This window comes from Pseudomonas sp. LP_7_YM (assembly GCF_004364435.1).
Taxonomy (GTDB): Bacteria; Pseudomonadota; Gammaproteobacteria; order Pseudomonadales; family Pseudomonadaceae; genus Aquipseudomonas.
In genome coordinates, this window is sequence record NZ_SOCT01000019.1 from 32,589 (window position 1) to 52,789 (window position 20,201).

Consider the following 20,201-nt stretch of genomic DNA (forward strand, 5'->3'; position numbering starts at 1 on the left):
GTTCACTTGGTGCGCCCATCCGCGACGTTCACCGGCGCATTCAAGGTGTTCAGTGCTTTGACGTTGGCCAGGTCGGTCAACTTGACCCCGCCGTAGTTACGCACGGCCAGGCTTACCTGGCCGCTGGCGGTGTTCCAGCTGAAACGCTGTTGAATGCCGTCCAGATCCTCGACACGGGCGCTGTCGTTCATGCGCAGCAGGCCCCAGCGTCCCGGGTAGTCGAACACCGTGATTCGCGCGCCGGTCAGCGTGACCACGTCCAGGCGAGCGCCGGGCGCAGTGGTGGTGCCCGGCCAGGAGAAGCGGCTCCAGCTGGTTTTGCCGTTGCGGTAGTGCTGCTCCTGACCGTCGAGTGTGAAGATGATGTCGGTGAAGTAGGCCGACGGTTCCAGCATGATCTCAAAGCCGTTTTCCTTGTCGGAAAGGCTGGCAATGACCTGACCCAGGGAGCTGGCCTTGTCGATGCTGTTGACCATACCGGGGTTGACCAGCGGTGCCGCTTTGGCACCGCTGCTCATTCCCAAACCTTCCCCCCCTGACAGGTTGCCGATTTCGTTACGCTTGAAGTTGGGCAGCAGGCCCGAATCAGGATCGACGAAACGCTGCAAGTCCTTGACCGATGCCTCGTTGCGGCTGCCCGCAGCGATCGGATAACGGTGTGCCATGACCTGTTCCCATGGTTTGGCAATCTGCTGTGCCCAGGCCTTGGCAATTTGCTGGCCTGCCGGGTCGCGCAGAGTTTCCCAGGCAAACTGGATAGGCAGGCTGAACAGACCTTGCAACGAAGCAGATAGCCCACCCTGACTGGTGTCGACGGTAGTCTCGACGTAGTTGCGTACGTTGGTCACTTCGCTCGGTTGGCCCTCCAGTGTTTCGCTGATCAGTTGCTTGCTGCTTTTACCGACATCTTGCGAACGCTGGATGTTGTTCATGCGCACCTTGAGTTTGCGCAGCGCTGCCAGATAGCGATCCATGATCGTGCTGTCGGCACCCTCGGCGTTCTGCGTGGCAAATACCCGGGAAACTGGCTCGAAGCGTTTTGCCAGACTGCCGTCATCGACGGCGGGCAGCGGTGACAGCATGCCGACCGCAGACTTGTCCGAGTCATCGAAGATCCCGGTCACCTTGCTCCAGAACGTGTCCTGCGGTTTGCTACCCGGCTGTTGCGTCTCGTGCGACGCCGGTAGATCCCACTGGGTGTTTTCATTGACCGCATACAACAGGATCTTCACCGGCGAATTCTGCACGTCACTCAAGAGCGACAGCTGCTCGGTGGCATTGGCCATATCGGTGAAATGACGAACACCAACACCGTTGAGCAGGGTGTACCAGACCTGTGCGTAGTCGCGTTTGTAACGCGCCATGAATTCACGCATGAAATTGGCTTTCTGCACGATGCTGTCGCCACCCTCGCCATCGAGCACCCAGTCGGACTCATTGCGCAGGTTGCCCGAGACCAGCTTGATCAGTTCGGGTTTGACGAACCCGTCCCAGCCTTGCCGAGTGAAGATCGCGGGCACCGCTTCGGTGCCATACAGCAATTGACGACCGGGCAGCGGCACCAGATCTTTCAGGCTGATGGCCGGAAACTGACGACTGGATTCCAGTTGCAGGCGCAGGTATTCACGGTCAACCAGCGAGCTGGAAATCATGAATGACTTGAGGCTTGTGCGTGTGCTCTCGACCAGTTGCTCATTGCGCGGCAGGGCAGGGGCCTGGCCATTCTTGAGCAGTTGCACGTACATCGGAGCGTTATCGTCGATCACCTGATTGCTGACAGGGCTGTCATCGGTCGAGGTGCTGGCCCACGCAACAGGCAGAGCGGCGCCGACGAACTCAGGATCCGGATGAACGCCGGGCTGAGTGAGCATCAGGTACAGCTTGAGCGAGTTGTAGGCCTCAATGATCGAGGCAACTTGTTGCTCGTCCAGACGGCCCAGCATTTCTTCGGACAGCGATAGCCCACCCGTGGTGGCCGATAGCTCGGCAGCATCATTGGTCGTTGCCGGGTTGCGCAGGTCCGCCAGCGCGCCGTCTCGGGTTTTGCTCGCCACGCCTCGCGCTGCTCCTTTGAAACGGCTCCCTGCATCACCGACGCTGCGCGGAATGCTGCTTAGACTCGACTTGCCCGGGTTTGCAGTCAGGTTCTGCATGCCACGGTCGATCAGCTTCTGCCCCTTGACGGGTTTCCCGGCTGCCTTGCCAGCGACTGGCTTGGGTTCATTCTGCGGATCCATCGCCAGGGCGAAATCGTTGAACGTGCGCATCTGCATTTGCAACTTCAGCGCCACAGGCTCCAGCGCCTGGGTACGCAGTTGCTGAAGGTAGGCTGATTGCGCCGCCGCAAAGATCTCGTTACCGCGGTACAGGCCTGCGCTCAAGTGCAGAGGTACGCCTTTGGCGCGGTGCTTTTCAATAAGCGCCAGTTCATCGCGGAGCAACTCCAGACCTTCGCCAGCGGCCATGCGCTGCGGACGATCCGAGGCGTCGCTGAGGTTGCTGATCTTCTGCTGCAAGGCCGCGATCCATTCGCGGTTGTTCTTGAACGTCAGTGCCTGCCAGCCAATGAAGGCCAGGCCAAAGAGTAATGCCAGGGCGATGACGGCCGGGCTCAAAGACGTGTCACGTCCTGTGCGCGACTGATAACGCGTCAGATCGCGGTCTGGGAAGATGACGCGGCGGAAGGTGTCGGTGATGAAGTAACTGCGATCACCCAGCTTCCGGCCACCGGCGTCGGCGAACTGCAGGCTGTCGGCGGCAGGGTACAGCGCGAAGGACTCAGCAAGATCGTCCTCATACACCTGGCTCAGTTGCTGATCGGTCTGCAGTGCACTGGTGAAGTACAAGCCGCGCAACAACAGCGGGCTGCCCTGGCTGGCAGGCTGGATGAAATGCTCAAGGAACTGTTCGAGCACACCCGAGAGTTCGGCAAAGTAGTTCGGAAAGTTGAGTAATGCACTGTTGGCATCAGAGCCCAGATTGATCATCTGCGCATCGACGTGGCGCTGAATGCCGTGGTGCAGGTTCGCCAGTTTGCTGTCGAGTACGGTGCGCAGGCCGTCGGTGCGTATTTCCGACAGTCCGAAGGTCATGCCCAGCGGCTGCTGGCGCTCGGCGAGGTCCAGGCCGTCGAAAGCCTGATTGAAACCGGGCAGTTGGTCGGTCTTGCTGAGCATCAGGTAGATGGGCGGATTGGCATCCAGACAGCGAACGTATTCTTCGATCCGGGACACCAGCTGCGTGGCCATTTCCGCGCGTTCGTGCGCCGTGGCCCCCAGCAATTCCGGCAGGCTTACGACCAGCACCAGACCATTGACTGCAGATTTCTTGCGCTGCTTTTTCAGCAGTTGCAGGAATGCTGTGAATTCGCTCGCAGACTGGTCGTCGCGCAAGTAGCGCCCCGCCGTATCGATCAGCACAGCATCCGGGCTGAAATACCAATCGCAGTGTTGGGTACCGCTGTCGTTATCGTTCTGACTGCTGGCAATACTGGCCGACAGACCCGAGCGAGTGAGCAGCGACGTCTTGCCCGCTGCCGACATACCGATGACCAGATACCACGGCAAGTCATACAGTGCCGAAGAGCCGCCGCCGCCGGCGGAACGGTCAGCACGCAACATGGCAATTGCATGCTTGAGCCTGTCCCTGAGCACCTGCTGATCACGGAACTCACCATTGGACTTGACCGAGCGGTCGACCTCGATCTGCACCAGATTTTCGAGGTTGCGCTCGGTGCGGATCCGTTTGTATTGGCGCAGCACGATAATCAGCATGTAGAACGCGCTGACGATCAACATCGTTTGCAGCGCGTGATCGCGTGACCATTGCAGGCGCGGCGCAATCAGCCAGCACACGACGAGGCTTGCCAGCCACAACGCGATGACGAGGAACCAGAAACTTTTTAATACGCGAAGTAATGTTTTCATGTCTTCCTGACTCGGTTACCTGACCATTGCTCAGGCACTGAACAGTTGGCTTATTTGTTCTGACAGTACGGCGACGTCCTTGCCCAGCAACCAGTCTAGCGTCAGGTAAACACCCAGGCAGACCAGCGCGATGAGCGCCAGGTAGAGCCACACCGGTACTTCGTGCCGCAGCATTTGCGAGACCTGATCCGGCAGCGCCCAATCGGGCGACAATGCTTTAGGGGTCTTGCGATAACGCGCAATGTCCTGACCCAGCGTATTAGCCAGGTAACGCAACTGGTCTTTCTGGCTGAGGCCGAACTTGCCTTCGAAACCAAGCGCCAGGCACAGGTGGTAAACCTCCAGCACATCCAGGTTGTGTTTGACGTCGCCACGCAGCGCGTCGATTTTGTCGAAGAACCCTTCCCCGGCCAGGTGCACGCCGAAATAGCGAAACTGCAGCGGTGATAGCTCGAAGTGACGGCGCAGCTCGTTGTCTCCCGAACGCAATACGCTTTCATCCAGAAAGGCACACAGTGCGTACTGCGTGTCCTTGACCTGCTCAACGCTGTAATTGGCGCTGCGTGCATCTCGCTCAAGGGTGACGAAAAAGCTATCGACACTGGCTTCGAACGCGGTCACCGAAGTCACCTGGCGGCCACGACGTACGATCAGCGCCATGCTGATGAAGTCCTGCACCAGGTCTTTCAAGGTTGGGGTGGCGTGGTTGGCGGTCGAGGCGCCTTGCATTACGGCTTCGTTCATTTGAGTACCGCCATCAGTTCAAGCTTGAGGTTGGTGAAGGCACTGGGTGCATAAAATGAAATTGCCTGCGCGCTCATCATGCGTTCGTAGACCCGGCCATGTGGCTCGATTGAGAAATAGTGATTGTCCAGCCGCACGGGAATCGCGTTGGGCAAGCGAGTGGAGTGATTGAGCGTGACGCCCGGCATGGCGCTGTTGACGACCACTTCGATGTCTTCCGGCGAGCCGACCTTGAAGGCACGCGGCACCAACTCCAGAAGGCTTGAGCCTGGCATGTCGGCATGCACGGAAATGTAAAAGTCCGCTTCCACAAGGCGAGGATCGTGCAACTGTCCTTGCCAGTAGGACGGCTTGGTCTGCGTCAGGTTAATCATGATGCACTGGTTCGGGATAACGTTATCCAGCAGCACACGAATCATCTCGTCGAGCTTGACCAGCGAGGCCGCCGGATCGTGATGATCGTATTCAGGGATGTCGTTGAGTTCGGTATCCAGAGAGAACGTCAGCAGTCCCCCGGCCAGTTCGGCCAGAAACAGATACAGGCGTTCCGGGTGCAGGCGAGGGTGCGAAAGCAGATGTGCCAGGTTCGGATAGGCGCGGTTCACGGTGTTGAGCAACCAGAACAGCGTGACGTCGCTGGAGCCGAATTCTGCGATTTGATCGGCGCGTTCGCGACGACGACCCGACAGCGCCTTGCTCTTGGACTGCAATGCGCCAAGCAGGCGTTTGCCCAGGCCAATCAAGGTCTCATGGTTGCCAAGGTGCAGCGTTGGATGCACGAAGTGCGTGTCCAGATTGAAGCCGCCGATATTGTTGCGCGACAGGCGTGCAACCGGGCAGTAGCTGTAACCGTCCAGCGTGTCGCCATCAATCAGCATCACGACGTTCAGGCGCAGGCTGGTGATTTCGTTTTCGAGATCACCCTCGTTGAGGTCGGGCAGGGTGTCGAACTGCTTGCGAAAACGACGCGCACTCTTCTGCTCCTGTCCATCCTCGACATAGTTCAGTCCGAACAGCTCAGGCAGCTTCAGGGCGGCATAAACCTTGAAGTCATTACCCTTGAGCAGCTCGCGCAAATCCCTCGCTGCCGGCAGCGGGTCGTGTTGAGGCGCATCGAACAGAGTGCCGTCAGGAAACACCAGCTTCAGGCGTGTGAGCTGCAGCGAGCCATTGCCCAGCGCCTCTTCGTCGATCTGCATTGCCTGCACGCCCCAGTGAAACGGGGTATTGCGCAGCGTCGATTCCGCGAGCTGGTGCTGATGAAACTCGTCCTGATATTGGAAATGCTGTGGCAAAAGGAACATTCCTTCGGACCACATCACGCGGCTCTGCTTACTCATGAACGCCTTCCAATAATGAATCGAATTTTGACTGCATGCTTTTCTGCGCAGACTCCGTCGCAGTGTCCTGAGCCTTCTGGATCATCGCGTCCTGCACTTTCTGCGTGAGCGTCGGGTTTGCCGGGTCTTCGGGAATGGTATTGCGCTGCGCCAGCTGTGCTTCGGTCGGTGGCTTGTTCAGCACGTCAGCACCGCGCACGGCCAGCACCTGGTTGTTGTCTATCAACACCCGCAGGCTGTCGGCAGAGAACCAGATGCTGTCTTTGCGCAGCGAGTTGGCGTCGAAGGCGACTTTCCAGCGGCTCTTTTCCTCCGAGCGGAAGAACGCAGCAACGCCGACATAGCCAGCAGCCTTATTCAGCGGCCATTGGTTGTTCTGGCCCATGCCTGGCAGCAGGGTGATTTCCTGACTGTCGATCAGCGTGTTGCCGAGGGCTTTTTGCGGGTCGTCCCACAGCGTGTCGGCGTCGACCGAAGCAAAGCGCTCCAGAGCGGTCAGCTGATACACGCGTACCACGACCGAGAGTGGCTTGCCCGCGTCGTCTGGATTCAGCTGATTACCGCCGTCGGAAACCAGGATAACCTTCTCTTTGTCGCCGAACAGCATGTCGCCAGCCCAGGTGTCGTCGACCCGCTTGCCGGCCCTGTCGGTGATGCCACAGGCCGTCAGCGCCAGTAACATGGCAAGGAAGGTCAGCCCCTTTGCCCAGCCTGCGCCGGGGTAAACACGTTCCAAGTTGTGCATATTCATGACTGCTACCTATGAAAGCTCGATCAAGTCAGGCGGTATGAAAAGTCGCCATCGCTGCCCAGCTCGATGTCCAGACGTTGGATCGGTTTGTCCTGCGCCATGCGCTCCAGAACATGCTGGGCAAGTTCGGGCATGAGGGTTTTGGACAGAATGTTGTCGATGTTGCGCGCACCGCTGTCGACTTCGGTGCAACGTGCGGCAATGGCTTTTACCAGCGCCTCGTCGTACCCCAGCACGGCTTGGTGATTGCGTTCGAAACGCTTGCGGATACGTTCCAGTTTCAGCGCCACGATGCGCTCCAGAATCGCGTCCTGGACCGGGTAGTAAGGGACGATGGTCAGGCGGCCGAGGAAGGCCGGTTTGAATACCTGATTCAGCTCGTCGCGCAGGCCCTCGACAATGTCCTGCGGGGTCGGCTGCTCAGTCGTATTCAGGCACCACTGCATGATGCGGTCGGTGCCGGTGTTGGATGTGAGGATGATTACCGTGTTGCGGAAGTTGATTTCCCGGCCTTCGCCGTCGTCCAGCACACCTTTGTCGAAGACCTGGAAAAACAGCTCAAGCACATCAGGGTGAGCTTTTTCCACCTCATCCAGCAGCACCACACTGTAGGGTTTGCGTCTCACTGCTTCGGTCAGCACGCCGCCTTCGCCGTAACCGACATAGCCCGGAGGCGAACCCTTGAGGCTGGAAACGGTGTGCGCTTCCTGATACTCGGACATGTTGATGGTGATGACATTGCGTTCGCCGCCGTAAAGGGTGTCGGCAAGCGCCAGTGCAGTTTCGGTCTTGCCGACACCGCTTGGGCCCAACAGCAGGAATACGCCAATAGGCTTGTTTGGGTCTTCCATGCGGGCGCGGGAAATTTTGATGCGTTTGCCGATCTCCAGCAGCGCGTGATCCTGGCCCAATACGCGCTCACCCAACAGCGCAGGCAGACGCTGAACGGTTTCGATTTCGTCACGCAGCATTTTGCCAAGAGGAATGCCGGTCCAGCCGGAAATCACTTCACCGATGGTGCCGCCGTCGACCAGTGCATGGACCAGAGGCTGTTCGCCTTGAACCGCAGTCAACTCGACGCGCACAGCTGAAATACCGTCTGCATCGGGTTTGTCGGCCGCACTCAGCGCAGCGAGTTTCTCGACCAGATCCAGCTCGCGTTTCCACTGTTGCTCGAGGTTTTCACGATTTTGCTGTGCAGCCTTTAATTCTTCGTTCAGCGTCGTGAGACGACGGGTGTGGTCACTGCCTTTGGACGCCTCCTGTTCGAGTACAGCGATTTCCGACTGTACGTTTTCAATCAGTCGCTTGCAGTCCTCCAACGGACCTGGCTGCGCAGACTGCGCCAACGCCACGCGCGCGCAAGCGGTGTCCAGCACGCTGACAGCTTTGTCCGGCAACTGACGCCCGGTGATGTAGCGATTGGACAGCCGCACGGCCTGTACCAGCGCCTCGTCCATTACCGTAACTTTGTGATGCTCCTGCATTTTCGAGAGCAGGCCACGAAGCATATGGATCGCTTTGTCTTCGTCGGGCTCTTCGACTTTCACCACTTGAAAGCGGCGAGCCAGCGCGGCGTCTTTCTCGAAATACTTTTTGTATTCCGCCCAGGTCGTTGCGGCGATGGTGCGCAATTCGCCTCGCGCCAAGGCAGGCTTGAGCAGGTTGGCGGCATCGTTCTGACCGGCCTGGCCACCCGAGCCGATCAACGTGTGCGCCTCGTCGATGAACAGAATGATCGGGTGCAGGCTACGTTTGGTTTCCTCGATGACCGACTTCAGGCGATTTTCGAACTCGCCCTTCACGCCAGCACCGGCCTGCAGCAGACCCAGGTCCAGGGTGTGAATCGCAACATCCTTGAGCACCGAAGGCACATCGCCTTGGACAATGCGCAAGGCCAGCCCTTCGACGACAGCGGTTTTACCCACGCCAGCCTCACCGGTGAGGATCGGGTTGTTCTGGCGACGACGCGTGAGAATGTCCACCATCTGGCGCACTTCGAATTCGCGACCCAGCACCGGGTCGATGCGGCCTTCGCGAGCGCTTTGCGTCAGGTTGATGGTGTACTGATCCAGTGCAGGCGTCTTGCCGTTGCCTTTGAGCGGGCGGCTGCTGGTGGTGTCCGGGCTTTGCAGCGGACTGGACAGGCGGGATTCCGCGCTGCCTTCCACCAAAGCACCGAGATTGACGCGCAGATCGTCGGCGTTGATTTTTTCCAGCTCCGGTGCCGAGGCGATGACCACGCGATGCAGTTCATCGTCGTCCAGCAGGGCCTGGAGCAGATAGCCGGTGCGGATCTGGCTTTGCCCGAATTCGATGGACGCCAGCACCCAGGCTTGCTCGATCATCCGTGTGATGTGCGGCGACAACGCCGGCGTACGGGTGTTGCCCTTCTTGAAGGTGCCAAGGGCGGTAACCAGCTGAGCCTGCAAACGCTCCGGCACCACATCGTAATGGCGAAGAATGGCTGGCAAGTCGTTGTCGTCACCTTCCAGCAACTGCAAGAGCAAGTGTTCGACTTCGACGTCGTAATGATGCTCTGACAGACACAGGGCAGCCGCGGCTTCTGTAGCTGTGCGACTGGTTTCGTTCAGCTTGGCGAACAACGACTTCAGGTTCACAGGGAGACCCCATCAAAAGGAATATTAAAAAGAGCACAACGGGAAGGCTCGACATCGACACCCGGACGTTTGAGCCAGCCCATCCAGCCCAGTGCAACGTTGCCCTGACGACCCAGCCGGGCCATTGGCACGGCTTCGCGCTTGAGCGTGGGTGCCACCTGGAAATCCAGGTGCGCGCCTACATAAAAACGCACCAGCTCCACCAGCTTCTGGTAGTCGTCGGTGCCCGGCTGGAAGCGTTGGTAATCAGCCAGCAGCAACGGACCGATTTCGATGCGCACGCACGACTGGTAATCCCAGACCCGGTTGCCCGCTACGGCGCTCTGGCCGAGCGCCGCATTTTTTAGGCCCAGTTGCGTGCATTGACTGACGTCCAGCTTCAGCCAGCGTCCGGCGAATTGCCTGACCTTGAAGGGCAGCGAGAAATAAAAACTCAGCATGACCTGCAAGTTCAGCGAGTTGCGCGGCTTCTGAGCGAACATCCCGGAGAAATAGCTGAACAGCTCGCGACGCAAGGGCGAGCCGTCCTTGCCGAATTTCTGCTTCTGCGCCTGAGGCCCGAAGCCCACAAGGTTTAACAGGTAGCGGTCGAAGTTCGAGCTGCCGTTGCGTTCGTACTCGATGTAGAACTTGTACTTTTGCCAGGCCTCATAAAACAGCGTGGTCATGCGATGCGAAAACAGATCGAGAAAGGCGTGCGCAGCGTCGTCGCGATACAGAATGTGGCGCTCCATCAACAGCTCTGTGTACGGACGCGGCAAAACGCCGGAGGGACCGACCAGTCCCATGAACGTAACCTGCACTTCCGACAGCGGCAAACCTGCAGCCGAGACCTTGCCCTCGCGCTCGAACTTCAGGTCGCTGACTTCGCTCGCCGGAAAGTTGAGTGACAGCTGCGAGCGGAAACGCAACGGATCTTCATGCGGCCGCGTTTCCAGGTCCATGCGCCCGTTTCTGCTGTAGTGCAGGCGGAGCAAACGCACCAATTGAAAAAACTCGAATCGGTGTGGCTCAGCCCTTGCCTGGTCGATCAGACCAGGGGTTGATCGCCGGTTCGCGGGGGCCATTGGACCACTCTCTTTTCGCGCTGCAAGCTGCGAAGGGTTAATTGGGTAAAGCTGTTGATCGAGCAGTACTGACCGAAGAAATGGTCGAGCACCATGCCGAACAGGAACACACCGCTGCCGGTGTATTGGCTTTCATCGAATTTGAGCGTAATGCCGACGCCGCGCACAAAGTTCGGGCGCGGATGACCGATGCGCGCAACCACAGGTTCGCTACTGACCGAAACGATGCCGTTGATTTGTTTTCGGATCGCCGAGGTATTGCGGTAGTTGTACAGCGACAGCAGTTCCAGCAGCACATCACGGCCTTTGGAGACCAGCGACATGTGGTTTAGCGACAGGTGTGAAATCAGACGCCAGATCACACCATTGCCCAGCGGCACGCGCACCGATGCTGTGGGCTTGCGCAGGCAGCGAATGTCGGTGATGACCGAATTGGCGGGAATGTTGAAATCCCCGCGCTCGCCGCCAAATGGCAACATCAAGGGCAGGTCGCGGTTGCTACAGGTCAGGCGGATGCTCAGTGTGTCGTTGGTCGAATCGATCAACTCCAGATCACGGTCGACCACACGGATGAACATGTTCGTGCCATCGCTCTGCTGGGTCTGCACGGGGCGGCGACGGGCGATCCAGAAACTGTTGCCGGACCCTTGGTCGGCGCGGGGTTCGAAGAACGGGTGACAGGTCGCGACCTGGTCGATGCCGCCGAGCTTTTTCACACGGCGTACGCGGTCGATGGACACGACCTCTGCTGAGCTTTGCAGACGCACATCGGGGATGACCGGGTATTCGTGCTGTGCGTGGGTCAGCTTGATCGGCTCTGCCTGCTGGCGGAACAGATTGATGATCGGTGTGCAGTTGAGTTTGAAGTTGCTGCGACCGATGTTCTGCGTCAGGCGTGCAAGACGGTCGTTGAGGTCGTAGTCGGAAAAATAGAAATTAATCTCGACCTTTTCCAGCGCCTTGCCCGCCAGAATGCGGCTGAACCCGGACAGGTCGAAGAACATGAATTTGTCGGGGAACGTGAAGTACTCGTGCAACAGGCGATAGCCCAGGAACGAGCGCTCCGAGTAGTCGATCAGCCCATCATCCAGCCCATAGCCCACGGCTTTCAGGGCCTTGGCAGGCAGTACCACTTCCCGGGTGCGCCCCTCATCCTGAAAGGTCAACGTCGCCTTGGCCAGGTTGTTGAACAGCAATTCGTACAGCTGCAGCATCAGTGTGCTTTCGCCGTCCAGGAAGAAGCGCAGGCTGTCCAGCTCCATCTGCCCGAACAGCGCGTCGCTCGTAGTCCCCAGCACCATCCGCAGGCGCGCGACCAGCTCGGCGCTGTGACCGTTGAATGCTGAGCGCTCCATTTCCACGAAGGAGGCCTGCTGCACGGTGATCGGCCACAGCTCGACGGGATAGCACGTGCGGAACTTGCACACCACGCCGTCGACCGGGTTGGCGTGCAGTTGGGTGTGACGAGCGATGCGATAGGCCTCGGTGACCTTCTCGTTCTTGCCCATGCTGAATTCGACGATGGACATCGATGGCGTCGGACGCAGGTAATGCGGGTACATCACCTCAAGAAACGATTCGACGATTTCCGGAAACTCATCGTCGAGCTTCTTGTGAACGCGGGCAGCCAGAAACGAAAAAGCCTCGATCAAACGCTCGGTGTGCGGGTCCTCGCAGTTGTCCCCTTCAATGAGCAGGCGCGATGCGATTTTCGGATACTGGCTCGCGAACTCCTGGCCCAAAAAGCGCAGGTGCGACAGTTCCTTTTCATAGTAGGGAAGCAGGTCGTCGAGCATCAGTTGAGGTTCTGTACTTTGTATTCCTGGGTGTTGACCTGCAGCACCGCGTCAAAGGAAACCTGACGTGAGATGTCTTGCAGGCGCAGTACCGCGTCTACGCGGAAAGTCAGCATGCGTTGGCCGGTTTGTTGTGCCAGTAGTTGTACCTTGACGCTGCGAAAGCGCCGGTCGCCCACCGAAATCGCCTTCTCCAGTTGTCGTTGAATCAGCAAACGGTCCTGCGGGTCCAGCACGCTTCTGCTGGTGAAGTCAGGCATGCCGTAATCGAGGATCGTGCCGTTCAACTGGGGGAAGTCGTCGATCTCGTCGGCGACCAGAGACTGGCGAGTGTTCACCAGAATCTCCAGGTCACGAACGATGCTGGCTTTGTAGTCGGACAGCGAACACAAGCGTTGCGACGAAGCTTCGACGGACTGATGCGGACGATCGTCCAGCAATCGGTCCAGCAGTGATGGCAACAGCTTGTGTTGGCTACTCATATTGCCTCCCTGGCAAACCCTGCGGTCAGCCGCGTGTGGATTGCGGCAATTCGGCTACCAGTCGCAGGGACGCGGTCAACTCGTCCAGTTGATAGTGCGGACGCAGATACGTCACGGCCTTGTACACCCCTGGCTTGCCGGGTACTTCGAATACCTCGGCACGCGCCTCACGCAACGGGAACTTGGCCTTGGCTTCCTGGCTGGCGGTGTCATCGAGCAGCACGTAGCTGGACAGCCATTTGTTGAGGAACATCTCGACGTCTTTGCGCGAAGCGAAACTACCGATCTTGTCGCGCATGATCGCTTTCATGTAGTGAGCGATACGCGAGGTGGCGAAGATGTACTGCAACTGCGCCGAGAGGCGGGCGTTGGCGTTGGCGATGTCGGTGTTGTACTGCTTCTGCTTCTGGGTCGACTGGGTGCCGAAAAATGCAGCGTAGTCGGTGCCTTTACAGTGCACCAACGGAATGAACCCCAGATCCGACAGCTCTTTTTCACGACGGTCGGTGATGGCGATTTCAGTCGGGCATTTGAGCGCGATTTCACCGTCATCGGTCTTGAAGGTATGGGTCGGCAGGCCTTCTACCAGACCACCACCTTCCACACCGCGAATCGCCACACACCAGCCATAACGCGAGAACGCATCAGTAACCCGGGTGCCGAGCGCATAGGCAGCGTTCATCCACAGGTATTTGTTGTGGTCACGACCGTCGACGCTTTCGACGAAGTTGAATTCTTCGACCGGGGTGGTATCCGGGCCGTAAGGCAGACGCCCCAATACGTGCGGCAGCGTTAGACCGACATAGCGAGAGTCTTCGGAGGCGCGGAACGACTTCCACTTGGCGTATTCGACGGTATCGAAAATCTTCGCCAGATCACGTGGGCCGGACATGTCGGTGAACGAGTCCCAGCCGAACAGCTCAGGCGAGGCTGCCGAAATGAACGGTGCGTGGGCTGCAGCGGCAACGTGAGAAATCTCTTCAAGCAGGTACATGTCTTCCGGGTTGCGATTGAACTCGTAATCGCCCAGCAGCATGCCGAAAGGTGCGCCACCAAAGGTGCCGTACTCTTCTTCGTAGATCTTCTTGAACAGCGCGCTCTGGTCGAATTCGGACGACGCCTTGAGGTCGCGTACCAGATCTTTCTTCGAAGCATTGAGCAGATGAATCTTCAGCGTGGTGCTGGTTTCAGTCTGATCGACCTGGTATTTCAGGCCGCGCCATGAGGCCTCCAGTTGCTGAAATTCGCGAGCGTGCATGATTTCGTTCATCTGCTCGGAGAGCATCGAATCGATCTCAGCAATCCGCGCATCCAGGACTGCGATCAGGTCCTTGCTCGGTGTCATTTCGCCTTCAAGCACCTGGCCTACCAGCTCGCCGATCAGATCACGGGTGCGGGTGCGTTCGGTTTCGGAGCGGGCAACGCGGCTTTCAGAAATAATGCTGTCGAGCAGAGAGGACTGCGGCGCGAAGTTTTCCACTTCGACCAGGTCAGTATCCTGCTGAGCCACGGTTTGTTTATCGGTCATCGTCGTGCTCCTGCTTACTCTTTGGCATCGGTGGCTGGAGCAGCGGCTTCACGGCCGAATTCCTTGCCTAGCGTTTTCAACTTCTCGGTGTTCTGCAGCACGTCCATCAGCAGCTCTTCAAGCTTGTCGTTGCCACCCATCTTGTTGCGCAGATCTGCCAGCTTGTTACGAACCTCCAGCAGCTTGCGCAGCGGTTCGACCTGCTTGACGACGTTCTGCGGCTCGAAGTCTTCCAGAGCGTTGAAGTTGAGCTCGACACCGAGTTGCGTGCCGTTTTTGGCCAGGGTGTTATCGACGCGATAAGTCAGGCGTGGCTTGATGCCCTTGAGCACGCCGTTGAAGTTGTCGCGATCGATGAAGATGAACTTGCGATCCTTGAGCTTTGGCAGCGGCTCCAGTGGGTTGCCGGAGAAATCGCCCAACACGCCGACGACAAAGGGCAGCTCTTTCTTTTCCTGAGCATCGCCGATGTCCACGTCGTAAGTGATGTGAACCCGAGGGGCGCGAACGCGATCGAGCTTGTGCTGGGTACTTTCCTTCTTCGCCATCGTGATCTCCTGTGCGAGCTACTCGCTGCAATTCATTTGCGTGTCGGCCCAGCGTTGAGCCGGCCGCGTTACAGTCCTTCGATCGTCATCAGCAAGCGCTGACGAATCTCATCTTTCATTTCCATGATGCTGTCGTGGCCCACCAGCTCTTCAAAGCTGGCATTGCCTGCAATCTGTGTACTGCTGCGAATAACCGAGTCATCGGGCAGCGTTGAACGCACCGGTGAGCTGATCACGCAGAACGGCAGATCGCCGAAATCCTTCAACCGCTCGAAACTGACCGGGAAACGCAACCCTTCGAACAAGCGGCCGAGACCTGGTGATTTACTCACGCAATAGAACAGAACCAGGTAATGCACGACAAAGCGATAAAGCTCGGCGCTGCTGCGATTCGGGTCCTTGATGACCTTGCGGAATTGGGCCAGATCGAACGAATTGAACCCTACCACCCAACGCGTCGGGCTTGTGATGCGAATCGTCTGGCCGCTTTGTGCCAGGACCTTGTCATATTCGAGCGGGAACAATTCAGGCGTGGTGCTGATCAGGTTCAGCGGCACTTCCAGTTCATTGACCAACTGGAACGAAGAGGCCGAACCAATTCTGTCGTACAGCTCTTTGAGTTCTTTGAAGTGATGCTGTGTTTCTCTGCCGCTGCTGCGCTGTGCGCCTTGCAGATACTCACCGAACAGCATTTGCGGGCGAATGAGCAGAGCAAGGGTCGCCAGATAATCCGAGGCCTCAGTCTTGAGCACATCCGAAACGGCTCGAGTCTGGCTTCGCAGCTTGATCAAGGCTTCTACATCAAACGTCTGAGTCATAGGTACATCGTCCCTGAACCCCCCTGTGCGATGTCACGCATGACAACCCGGCATCAGGAGGGCTACATATTTCTCGACTGGCACACCTTCTCGAGAAGTTTTATCCCGGATGAAATCATCACGAGAATTCACCCCGAAGAATAAGTGGGAGTGTGGTACTAGCAAATCGATATCGAGTAGCCAGCAATGTCAGCTGAGGCATTATTTTACGTAGAAAAGTTCCCACAGGTGCTAAGTTTTTCTCGCTTTCGGTACACAGCGCAATGATGACCTTATGCCATCAGCTTGCTTATTCGCAACCTGATCTAACGTTAAACCCCTATAGATCAAGGCTTAAGCCGACTTTCCAAGTGAGTGAGCGGGCATTGAATAAACGTACAAAAAGGTGAACTGGATTACCTGCGTGGGAGGCGAAGCCTCCAAGAATTTCGTTAGATCCAGTTTTTTGGTGAGAACAAATGATGGCAACCGGAAAGCCTGCAGCGTGATAGCACGCCCGAATGAGCAAAATCCTTGGCGACTTAGAGATCAAGGTCGTAATAGCCGGAGTAGTTTCTCCAGCCGGTGTCAGTGGTGTGGCTTCTGCGGTTTAGCAAGACAGCCTGCTACCCAGTCTGGAAATCGAAAACGTTCATAGGGAAATGGCCAATGAAATTGCTGCGTAGCTTGAGAGCGTATCTGGGTCGCAAGGTGCCGGTTCAATCTGAACCAGTGGTGGTTGCACCAAGCGAGATTCAGGCGCTTTCTCCGGTGCAACATAACCTGAGTTGGCTGCCGACCCATGAGGAATCGAAGCCCTTCTCGACGCCGCTACCCGGTTGCCCACGATTGTGGCCGGAAGATAACGAGTTGCGTAACCGGTACTTGGCCTACGTGACGCACGCCCAGGAGGTCGGTCCACTGGCGCTCACAGAGCCCTGCTGTGAGGAAGGCCATAAACTGGCGCAGCAACTGCACTCAAGGGCGATCGATCTAAGCTGCGCCAAGGCCACCGAGCAATGCGCGGAAATTTACTGGTACCTGCAGTGTGCGGCCCTCGTTTCACTGGTTGCAGATGGTGCCGAGTCCAAAGACTTCATTCGCTTCACAAAGGATGTGCATCATTACAAGAATGGACGAATGACAGCAGGCCAGGTTTGGGCTTTTGACCTCTACGTCGAAGTTTTTACCTCCAAACTTCAATCAGGCAATGTGCTGCTGATGCGCGATGCAAGCACTGCACGCCCACCCGGAGAACCCGTTCCCCAGCCTGCCGAGATGGACGAACTGCTCTCATACTTGCCCCAGCTGTACCCCAACGGGATCGCGATCAAGACCTACACCGTCCCCGAGGGCACTCACTGGTCGCGCTACTTCGACGTCGTCGATGATTTCTACAAGGCTGTCGCCAAGGATTGCTGGAATGACTTCGATTACCTGAGCAATGGGGCCGCGTTGATGCTGGAGAACGAACCCTACATCGCCCACGCCAGCTTCGCAGACTTACAGACCATGCTGACGTATTGCATCAGAGGAGAGTTTTGCGATGGGCATCACGGTTCAATGATAGAGAAAGGCCATGTGCTGAATATGCTGCGCAGGCTTGAAATTCTGCGTAGCGAGAGGGGTGCATAGCGTGTCTGTAAGAGGGCACGCCAAGGGGCCTCGATACTTTGCCCCTCGGTAGCTCGCTACTGCTTACTTACATACAGCGCCTCGTATCGTGCCATGGCATCACTCAAGCGAAGTTTCAGGTATTCATTCGCATGCCCCAGCGCTGCAAGAATCTGCGCGGACTCCTTGAGATACGACGCGCGTTTGGCTGGCGTCCAAGTGGGCGGCGCAGACTGAAGGTTAGTGATGCGATCGCACAGCTTGATCGATGCGGCCTCCTTCGAGTGATTGGCGATGGCTGGACTTGCCCCTACAAAACCGGACACCAACTCCCCGTTAAATTGATGCTGCTGCCAAACGCCTAAATTCTCGCGGCGACCGATATTTCAAAGCGCTGTGCGGATGCTGCTCGTTGTAATGCTCGAAGGCAATCGTCAGATTGCGCAGCGCCGTTTCTCGATCAGGTTTGGGCATGTGCGCCACATAATCACGTTTGATCGTTTTCACGAAGCTCTCAGCCATGCCGTTGCTTTGCGGGCTGCGTACCGGTGTGGTCACCGGCTGCAAGCCGATCTGGCGAGCAAATAGGCGCGTCTGCTCGGCGATATAGGCCGAGCCGTTATCGCTCAACCATTGCACCGGCGTACTCGGCAGCTGATCTCCAAAGCGCTTCTCCACACTTTCCAACATCAAGTCCCGGATGTCATCGCCGCTGTAGCCTGTCGGGCTGGCGACCCAGCCGATGGCTTCGCGATCACAGCAGTCCAGGGCGAAGGTCACGCTTAGCTTCGCACCGTCATCGCAGCGAAACTCGAAGCCGTCCGAGCACCAGCGGGTATCGCTGGTAGTAACGGCAATTCGGCCTTCATGCCGACGCTGCACGCCAGGCTGCTTGATGCGTCGTTCCAGCAACAGATTGTGATCGCGCATGACGCGGTAAACCCGCTTCACATTGATCGGAGCCAGTAACTGGACTTCACGCTCGCGGCGCAGCAACCCCCAAACCCGGCGGTAGCCATAGCTTGGCAACTCGCTGACCTGCTGCTTAATTTCAGCGACCAGTTCAGTATCGTTCACGAGCCGACGTCGCCGTACTTTGGGCGATACCAATTGCTTGATCCGAGCCGTTAATTGCGAGCGCGACACACCGAGACATTCGCTGACCAGTTTCACTGGTCGTCCCCCGGCAACAAGGGTGAGTGCGCAATCCATTTTCGCGACCGGGCAATCTCCACGGCCTCTTTGAGGACTTCGGCTTCCATCGTCTTCTTGCCCAGTATCCGCTGCAATTCGCGGATCTGCTTGAGCGCATCGGTAAGTTCCGACGCAGGTACAACGGCTTCGCCAGCACTGACCGCCGACAAGCTTCCGTCCTGGTAAAGCTTGCGCCACAGGAACAGCTGGTTGGCGTTTATGCCGTTGCGTCGGGCCACCACGGAAACGCTTTGCCCAGGCTCAAGGCTCTCGCGAACCATGGCCAGCTTCTGGTCGGTGCTCCAGCGGCGTCGGCGTTCCTGGCCGAGCAGCTCGCCACCCTTATCGTTGCTGTTAGTCATAAACATACCCGTTTGCCTATCCCTTATCTTAAGGGGGGAACGGTGTCCTGTCTTTCATGGGGCTCGTTCAATGGCCTGAAAGTAGCGCTCGTAAGAGAACGGCACGATCAAGTTTTTACTCAGGCAGGCCACCGTTGAAGCGACATCTGTTCCGAATGCCTCAGCCAGCGCTTCCTGCGTAATCTCGGTGTCCTCGATGACGTCGTGCAGCAATGCTGCTGGCACACCATTGGCGTCGCACAGCATGTGAATCTTGGTTGTCAGACCGCCCCGACTGCGCCCGAGCGCGTGGTCTTGCGGTTCTTCGAACCCCCTTTTTTCCCGGCACCTGATGAGGCCCGGGTTGCTCGTACGGCAGTGGAGTCGATCATCCATGTTTCCAGGTCAATCAAACCTTGCTCATTCAAGCGGATATGAAGACGCTTGAGCATCAGATCAAAAGCTCCGCAATCACGCCATTCCCGGAACCGTTGATAAATCGTCGACTAAGGACCGAATCGCTCGGGCATATCTCGCCATGCTGCGCCAGAGCAAAGCACCCAAAGGATACCGTTAAGCATCAGGCGATCATCGGCCCGAGGGCGCCCGGTGCGTTGGGTTTTGGTGAAGATATCTGCAACCAGAGCCCAGGTTGCGTCGGGGAGCTCATACCGCTTTGCCATCTTGGCCTCCTGGCTTTAATGGCGATGTATTTTACAGAAAATCGTATTTTCTGAGTTTACGTACAGAGCCTAGCTGGGTTGACATGGCGGGGGTCGCAGGTGTTTCCTTTCTCACCTGAAGCAGCTGTAAGGGTCTTGAGACTGTGAAGAGGGTCGCGACTCGCGACAGCTACTGGCACGTTGCACTGTCCGGTTGCTTAGGTTTCCACCAATATGGTGCCGATACGTAAGGCTAAGCCGCGATCCAATCGATGATTGGTATGATGATGCTCCAATCTGTCGTTGCGTTGACCATGTGTTGCTCAGCGCGGCGGTAGCGTGCTGCCAGTTGCCTTCAAGGAGATGCAAATGACGATGGATCTTGTTCCCATGCGTGCCTACCCGAGCCGGTGCTTCTTTAAGGCTGGAATGTCCACCGCATGGCCTTCAGTGCTGAGCAACCGCGTCCGCGTTTGCACGGCCCAAGGTACCGTCGTGGTATCAGATGTGGTGCGCAGTATTCTCCGGCTGCTGCAGAATCCAGCTTATCGGCTAAAAGGAGGTATGGCGTGAATAATGGAATATATCCATGTACTGCCGCAGACCCTATGGGGACTGGGCCTCAGCAGGGGTTATTGGGGGAGGGGACGTTGCCATGGCCGAGCGAGGTGGCTGCTCGGGCTTTCCCGTCCTCGCTAGTGTGCTGTCTCAGAAATAAAGCTCCTCATGCTTTTGAGGCCATGGCCTCACGGGCTCGTTGTATTTTATTCAAAATATCTTCCCCTTTGGC

Annotated in this window: 13 protein-coding genes and 3 pseudogenes; 1 reads left to right on the top strand and 15 read right to left on the bottom strand. The window is 57.6% G+C overall.

Annotated features, from left to right (window positions below; genetic code table 11):
- Window positions 1-2: 2 nt before the first annotated feature.
- From EC915_RS23785 to EC915_RS23835, 11 genes are all read right to left on the bottom strand, one after another.
- Window positions 3-3,926 carry a type VI secretion protein IcmF/TssM N-terminal domain-containing protein gene (locus EC915_RS23785; protein WP_133752927.1) on the bottom strand — a complete coding sequence of 1,308 codons (3,924 nt, stop codon included), beginning with the start codon at window positions 3,924-3,926 and terminating at the stop codon, window positions 3-5.
- A 30-nt stretch (window positions 3,927-3,956) separates the two neighbouring features.
- Window positions 3,957-4,670 (bottom strand): type IVB secretion system protein IcmH/DotU, encoded by a 714-nt coding sequence (gene icmH, locus EC915_RS23790; protein ID WP_133752928.1) that lies wholly within the window; start codon window positions 4,668-4,670, stop codon window positions 3,957-3,959.
- A complete protein-coding gene (gene tssK / locus EC915_RS23795) occupies window positions 4,667-6,010 on the bottom strand; it encodes a type VI secretion system baseplate subunit TssK (protein WP_133752929.1) in 1,344 nt (447 codons plus the stop codon). The genes icmH and tssK overlap by 4 nt, the downstream gene beginning before the upstream one ends.
- On the bottom strand, window positions 6,003-6,761 hold the full coding sequence (tssJ, locus tag EC915_RS23800) for a type VI secretion system lipoprotein TssJ (RefSeq protein ID WP_133752930.1): 759 nt from the start codon (window positions 6,759-6,761) through the stop codon (window positions 6,003-6,005). The genes tssK and tssJ overlap by 8 nt, the downstream gene beginning before the upstream one ends.
- Window positions 6,762-6,784: 23 nt before the next feature.
- Complete coding sequence (gene tssH / locus EC915_RS23805) at window positions 6,785-9,382, bottom strand: type VI secretion system ATPase TssH (RefSeq protein WP_133752931.1); 2,598 nt, start codon at window positions 9,380-9,382, stop codon at window positions 6,785-6,787.
- The gene (gene tssG / locus EC915_RS23810; protein WP_133752932.1) at window positions 9,379-10,449 is read right to left on the bottom strand and encodes a type VI secretion system baseplate subunit TssG; all 1,071 of its coding nucleotides are present in this window, start codon (window positions 10,447-10,449) and stop codon (window positions 9,379-9,381) included. The genes tssH and tssG overlap by 4 nt, the downstream gene beginning before the upstream one ends.
- Entirely contained in the window at window positions 10,413-12,245 is a 1,833-nt protein-coding gene (gene tssF / locus EC915_RS23815; protein WP_133752933.1) for a type VI secretion system baseplate subunit TssF, read from the bottom strand. Before tssF ends, tssG begins: the two co-directional genes overlap by 37 nt.
- Entirely contained in the window at window positions 12,245-12,727 is a 483-nt protein-coding gene (tssE, locus tag EC915_RS23820; protein WP_133752934.1) for a type VI secretion system baseplate subunit TssE, read from the bottom strand. The genes tssF and tssE overlap by 1 nt, the downstream gene beginning before the upstream one ends.
- A gap of 25 nt (window positions 12,728-12,752) precedes the next feature.
- Window positions 12,753-14,255 (bottom strand): type VI secretion system contractile sheath large subunit, encoded by a 1,503-nt coding sequence (gene tssC / locus EC915_RS23825; RefSeq protein ID WP_133752935.1) that lies wholly within the window; start codon window positions 14,253-14,255, stop codon window positions 12,753-12,755.
- Between the two features lie 14 nt (window positions 14,256-14,269).
- Window positions 14,270-14,803: a type VI secretion system contractile sheath small subunit gene (tssB, locus tag EC915_RS23830; protein ID WP_133752936.1), complete on the bottom strand. Its 534-nt coding sequence runs from the start codon at window positions 14,801-14,803 to the stop codon at window positions 14,270-14,272.
- A 68-nt stretch (window positions 14,804-14,871) separates the two neighbouring features.
- Window positions 14,872-15,621: a hypothetical protein gene (locus tag EC915_RS23835; protein ID WP_133752937.1), complete on the bottom strand. Its 750-nt coding sequence runs from the start codon at window positions 15,619-15,621 to the stop codon at window positions 14,872-14,874.
- A gap of 648 nt (window positions 15,622-16,269) precedes the next feature.
- On the opposite strand from EC915_RS23835, the gene EC915_RS23840 reads away from it, so the two are divergent.
- Entirely contained in the window at window positions 16,270-17,235 is a 966-nt protein-coding gene (locus tag EC915_RS23840) for a DUF6508 domain-containing protein (RefSeq protein WP_133752938.1), read from the top strand.
- A gap of 56 nt (window positions 17,236-17,291) precedes the next feature.
- On the opposite strand, the pseudogene EC915_RS25390 reads toward EC915_RS23840, so the two are convergent.
- From EC915_RS25390 to EC915_RS25010, 4 genes and pseudogenes are all read right to left on the bottom strand, one after another.
- Window positions 17,292-17,510 (bottom strand): annotated as a pseudogene (locus EC915_RS25390) (bifunctional (p)ppGpp synthetase/guanosine-3',5'-bis(diphosphate) 3'-pyrophosphohydrolase); the annotation flags it as partial.
- A 40-nt stretch (window positions 17,511-17,550) separates the two neighbouring features.
- Window positions 17,551-18,770 (bottom strand): IS3 family transposase gene (locus tag EC915_RS23850; protein WP_218568097.1). Its coding sequence is split into 2 segments (ribosomal slippage): window positions 17,551-18,425 and window positions 18,425-18,770, totalling 1,221 coding nucleotides; the frame shifts between segments, so codons are not numbered across the junction.
- Between the two features lie 69 nt (window positions 18,771-18,839).
- Window positions 18,840-18,995 (bottom strand): annotated as a pseudogene (locus EC915_RS24920) (bifunctional (p)ppGpp synthetase/guanosine-3',5'-bis(diphosphate) 3'-pyrophosphohydrolase); the annotation flags it as partial.
- Window positions 18,990-19,432: pseudogene (locus tag EC915_RS25010) on the bottom strand (IS5 family transposase); the annotation flags it as partial. The pseudogenes EC915_RS25010 and EC915_RS24920, both read right to left, overlap by 6 nt.
- Window positions 19,433-20,201 lie beyond the last annotated feature (769 nt).